Origin of the sequence: Burkholderia sp. KCJ3K979, assembly GCF_016759955.1 — a bacterium.
Taxonomy (GTDB): Bacteria; Pseudomonadota; Gammaproteobacteria; order Burkholderiales; family Burkholderiaceae; genus Burkholderia; species Burkholderia orbicola.
In genome coordinates this window covers 1-5066 of sequence record NZ_JACFYV010000328.1, presented here as the reverse complement: position 1 = coordinate 5066, position 5066 = coordinate 1, and the positions used below count along the sequence as shown (strand labels likewise).

Sequence of the window (5066 nt, the reverse complement as noted above, 5' to 3'; positions counted from 1 at the left end):
CGGGGCCCGGCAGCACGCGCACGGGCATCGCCCACGGCGCATGCACGGGGCGGTGACGGCGCGGCGGCTCGTCGACGCGCACGAACGCGCACCACGCCGGCGCCTTCACGCCGAATTCCGGCGCATCGGCCGAAAGGCAGCCCGCGCCGGCCGGCGGCACGCCGACCGGGAGCCGGTCGCCGTCGCGCAGCGTGCGGCCGCCGAGGCCGCCGAAGCGCGACGCGAGATCGGTGCTGCGCGAGCCGAGCATCGGCAGCACATCGATGCCGCCCGCGATGCACAGGTAGCCGCGCATGCCGCGTTTCGCGGCCGGCAGCACGAGCGTCTGCCCGGCGTCGACCGGCAGGCTCCACCACGAATGCACGGGCTTGCCGTCGAGCGTCGCGCCGAACTCGGTGCCGGTGATCGCGATGCGCGTGGCGCGCGTGAAGCGGAACGTGGCGGGGCCGATCGTGATTTCGACGGCCGCCGCGTCGGGGCGGTTGCCGACCAGCCGGTTGCCGACTTCGAGCGCGAGGCCGTCGAGCGCGCCGCCCTGCGCGACGCCGAGATGGCGCGTGCCGCGGCGGCCGAGATCCTGCACGGTCGACAGCGGGCCGGCCCGCACGACCTCGATGGTGCCCGGTGCGTTGCTCTGGGTCATCGTGCATCGACTCCCGCAATGGTGAAGCGCACGCGGTCGCCGGGCAGCAGCAGCGTCGGCTGCGGCCGCGCCGGGTCGAACAGCACCTGCGACGTGCGGCCGATCAGTTGCCAGCCGCCGGGCGACGTGGCCGGGTAGATACCCGTCTGCGCGCCGCCGATGCCGACCGAGCCGGCCGGCACCTCGAGGCGCGGCGCCGCGCGGCGCGGCATGTGCAGCGCGGCGTCAAGGCCGCCCAGATACGCGAAGCCCGGCTGGAACCCGACGAAGAACACGACGTAGGCGCCGGCTGCGTGGCGTGCGACGACCTCGTCGGCCGACAGCCCCGTGTGGGCAGCGACGGCCGCCAGGTCGGGGCCGGCGGCACCGCCGTACTCGACCGGGATCTCGACCTCGCGGCCGTCCGCGTGCTCGACGTCGGCCGTCTCCCACGCGTCGCGCAGCGCGGGCGTGAGCGAGTCGGCCGTCGCGGCGAGCGCGTCGAACACGATGGTCAGGTTGTTCATGCCGGGGACGACGTCGATCACGTCGGGCCACGCGCGCGCGGCCTCGGCCACGGCCCAGACGCGGCGCTGGCAATCGAGCGTGGCGGGCGGCGGCACCTCGCAGACGAGGGCGGCATCGCCGAGCGGATAAATGCGGGGTTGCGTCATCGGACTGGCACGGTTCGGACGGCAATGTTAGCGCACATTGTCAATAAAATATCGACAACTTCTCAATAAGCGTTTTCGCCTAGCTCGTAGGCCGGGGCTTCTGGCGTACACTCGGGCACATCCTGTCATCCGGCTTGCGCCGCCTTTCCATGAAGCGTCCTGCGACCAAGATCGTGTCATCCGAACACCTCGTTTCCGATTCGAGCGCGGAGCTGTCGGAGCTCGAATACGGGCTCATCATGGCCGGCAACGCGTTCAACCGCTGGATGGTGCGCTGCATGTCGGCGGCGGGCGCGAAGGACATGACGGCGGTCGAGGTCTCGCTGCTGCATCACGTCAGCCATCGCGAACGCAAGAAGAAACTCGCCGACATCTGCTTCGTGCTCAATATCGAGGATACGCACGTCGCGACCTATGCGCTGAAAAAACTGATCGCCCGCGGCTATGTGAAGAGCGAGAAGAACGGCAAGGAAGTGTTCTTCTTCGCGACCGACGCGGGCCGCGACCTGTGCCTGAAGTACCGCGAGGTCCGCGAGCATTGCCTGATCGAGACGCTGAAGGACAGCGGCCTCACCAACGAGCAGATCGGCGACGCGGCGCAGTTGCTGCGCCACGCATCGGGCCTCTACGACACGGCCGCGCGGGCGGCGGCGTCACTGTAAACGATCGCGGAAACGGTCGGTCGCCGCGACACGCTCGCGGCAAGCCGCGACGATCGCGGCGCCGCGCGCGCCATCATTCGGCGGCCGGGTAAAGTGCGGCGTCGGTGACGATCCAGCGCAACGCGAGATCGTGCGCTTCGGCCGGCAGCGCATCGACGCGGCACGCTTCGTACGCGATGCCGACCGTCACGGGCAGCGTGTCGCCCGGCCAGGCGGCGAGCGTGCGGTCGTAGTAGCCGCCGCCGTAGCCGAGCCGGTAGCGCTGCGCATCGAATCCTACACAGGGAATCAGCAAAAGATCGGGCACGGCGACGATTCCCGACGCCGGTTCGGGAATCCGGTGATGACCTTCGCGCATCGGCGTGTGCGCATCCCATGCGTGGAAGGCGAGCGGCGTGTGACGTTCGCCGATCACCGGCAGCGCGGCGCACCGGCCGGCGCCCGCCGCGCACCATGCGAGCACCGCGTCGCGCGCATCGAATTCGCCCGGCAGCGGCCAGTAGAACCCGACCGTGCGCGGCGCCAGACGGTCGAGCAACGTGCGCAGCCGCGCGTCGAGCGCGGCGTTCGCGGCGGGTTGCGACGCGGCGTCGCGACGGGCGCCGGACAGCGTTTTGCGCAGCGCAACCTTCGGGTTCGGCACAGGGTTGCGTGCTATGCTTTCGCTCACTTCGTGCTCCATTCAAAACGATGTCGAACAGCCTTTTTCGAGTATATCGCGCGGTCGCGCTGGCGCTTTCCGCCGCCGCGCTCGTCGCGGGCACGGCCGCATGTGCCGCGCCGAACGACGACACGCTCGCCGGGGATGACCAGATCTTCGTGCAGCTTCGCGAAGCCGCACGCCGCAACGACGCCGCGAAGGCCGCGCAGCTCGCGTCGATGATCCCGAACTATCCGGTGCCGTCCTACGTCGAGTATTTCCAGATCAAGCCGCAGTTGTTCGATTCGACGGGCCGCGCGCGCGTCGATGCGCCGGACGCGCCCGTGCAGTCGTTCCTGCAGCGCTACGATGGTCAGGCGATCGCCGATCGCCTGCGCAACGACTACCTGCTCGTGCTCGGCGCGCGCCACGACTGGCGCAATTTCGACGACCAGTACAAGCGCTTCGTGCTCGACGACGATACGCAGGTCAAGTGCTATGCGCTCGAATCGCGCGCCGCGCGCAACGAGAACGTCGCCGATGCGGCGCGCGCGCTGCTCGTCGAGCCGAAGAACTACGGCGATGCGTGCGTCGACCTGATCACCGCGCTCACCGTCAATCAGCAGTTCACGAGCGACGACGTGTGGCAGCAGGCGCGCCTCGCGTACGAGCAGAACTACACGACGCTCGGCGGCAAGATTGTCGACGCGCTCGGCCCGCGCCCGGTCGGTTTCGACCAGGCGACGAGTGCGCCGCCGCTGTATCTCGCGCGCGGCGTCGGGCCTGACGCCGCGTCGCATCAGCTCGCGCTGATCGCGCTCGGCCGCATGGCGCGCAACGATCCGGACGCGGCCGCCGGGATGCTGACGACGGTCGCGCCTTCGCTGACCAAGCAGGAACAGGCGATCGCGTGGGGCGCGATCGGCTACCAGGGCGCGATCAAGCGCTCGCCGATGGCGTCGGTCTGGTACGCGAAATCGGCGAACGCGCCGCTGTCGAACCCGGGCTACGAATGGCGCACGCGCGCCGCGCTGCTCGCCGGCAACTGGCCGATGGTGCGCTGGTCGATCGAGCAGATGCCGCCGTCGCTGCGCAACGATCCGGCGTGGATCTACTGGCACGCGCGTGCGCTCAAGCAGAGCGGCGACACGCTGCAGGCGAACCAGGAATTCGAGCAGGTCGCGGGCCAGTTCAACTTCTACGGGCAGTTGGCCGGCGAAGAGCTCGGCCAGCGCACGACGATCCCGCCGCGCACGAAGGTGAGCGACGCCGAGATCGACGCGATGGGCAAGATCCCGGGCTTCGCGCTCGCGCAGCGTTTCTATGCGCTGAACCTGCGCCTCGAAGGCAATCGCGAATGGAACTGGCCGCTGCGCGGGATGACCGATCGCCAGCTGCTCGCGGCCGCCGAATACGGCAAGCGCGTCGAGCTGCTCGACCGCACGGTCAACACGGCCGACCGCACGAAGGCCGAGCACGACTTCACGCTGCGCTATCCGTCGCCGTACCGCACGACCGTCGAGCGCTATGCGCAATCGACGGGCCTCGACGTCGAATGGGCGTACGGGCTGATCCGCCAGGAATCGCGCTTCATCATCAGCGCGCGTTCGTCGGTGGGTGCGGGCGGCCTGATGCAGCTGATGCCGGCGACGGCCCAGATGGTCGCGAAGAAGCTCGGCATGGGCACGATCTCGCGTGCGCAGATGCACGACATCGACACCAACATCCAGCTCGGCACCTGGTATCTGGCGGACATCTACAACAACTTCGACAGCTCGCCGGTGCTCGCCACCGCCGGCTACAACGCGGGCCCGGGCCGGCCGCGTCAGTGGCGCCAGGTGTTGACGCAGCCGGTCGAAGGCGCGATCTTCGCGGAGACGATTCCGTTCAACGAGACGCGCGACTACGTGAAGAACGTGCTGTCGAATACCGTCTACTACGCGGCGCTCTTCGAGGGCAAACCGCAGTCGTTGAAGAAACGTCTAGGCATGATCTCGCCCTGATACACGAACTGCCGCGCGAGACGCGGCAGTGTTCTTTTTAGGACTCGAACAATGGATCGCCAGACCGTCGCGCTGCTGGGCGGCACCGGCTTCATCGGCAGCCGGCTCGTCAATGCGCTGATCGATGCCGGCAAGCACGTGCGGATCGGTACGCGGCGGCGCGACCACGCGCGCCACCTGCAGATGCTGCCGGTCGACATCGTCGAGCTCGACGCGCTCGATACGCGCACGCTGGCGCGCTTCGTCGCCGGCGCGCACGCGGCGATCAACCTGATCGGCGTGCTGCACGGCGGCCGCGGCACGCCGTACGGGCCGGGCTTCGAGCGCGCGCACGTCGCGCTGCCGGCCGCGCTGGCGACCGCCTGCAGCGCGGCTTCGCCGTCGCCCTTCGAGCGCTGGTACATGCTCGCGCCGTGCGAATCGGCGCCGAGCGCGCTCATGTGCAGCAGGCGCCGCACGCCGACC

Annotated in this window: 6 protein-coding genes; 3 read left to right on the top strand and 3 right to left on the bottom strand. The window is 69.4% G+C overall.

Going from position 1 to position 5066, the window contains the following annotated elements; all coding sequences use genetic code 11:
- Window positions 1-643: biotin-dependent carboxyltransferase family protein (locus H3O04_RS33835; protein WP_202589347.1), on the bottom strand; the 643-nt coding region annotated here is incomplete at its 3' end.
- Window positions 640-1296 (bottom strand): 5-oxoprolinase subunit PxpB, encoded by a 657-nt coding sequence (pxpB, locus tag H3O04_RS33830; RefSeq protein WP_006477548.1) that lies wholly within the window; start codon window positions 1294-1296, stop codon window positions 640-642. The genes H3O04_RS33835 and pxpB, both read right to left, overlap by 4 nt.
- A 149-nt stretch (window positions 1297-1445) precedes the next feature.
- On the opposite strand from pxpB, the gene H3O04_RS33825 reads away from it, so the two are divergent.
- Complete coding sequence (locus H3O04_RS33825; protein WP_006483173.1) at window positions 1446-1958, top strand: winged helix DNA-binding protein; 513 nt, start codon at window positions 1446-1448, stop codon at window positions 1956-1958.
- Between the two features lie 73 nt (window positions 1959-2031).
- Here H3O04_RS33825 and H3O04_RS33820 read toward each other — a convergent pair whose 3' ends face one another.
- The gene (locus H3O04_RS33820) at window positions 2032-2640 is read right to left on the bottom strand and encodes a 5-formyltetrahydrofolate cyclo-ligase (RefSeq protein ID WP_202589346.1); all 609 of its coding nucleotides are present in this window, start codon (window positions 2638-2640) and stop codon (window positions 2032-2034) included.
- Between the two features lie 8 nt (window positions 2641-2648).
- On the opposite strand from H3O04_RS33820, the gene H3O04_RS33815 reads away from it, so the two are divergent.
- Both H3O04_RS33815 and H3O04_RS33810 read left to right on the top strand, forming a co-directional pair.
- On the top strand, window positions 2649-4601 hold the full coding sequence (locus tag H3O04_RS33815; protein WP_034174350.1) for a lytic transglycosylase domain-containing protein: 1953 nt from the start codon (window positions 2649-2651) through the stop codon (window positions 4599-4601).
- Between the two features lie 51 nt (window positions 4602-4652).
- On the top strand, window positions 4653-5066 hold a 414-nt coding region (locus H3O04_RS33810), incomplete at its 3' end, for an SDR family oxidoreductase (RefSeq protein WP_237666525.1).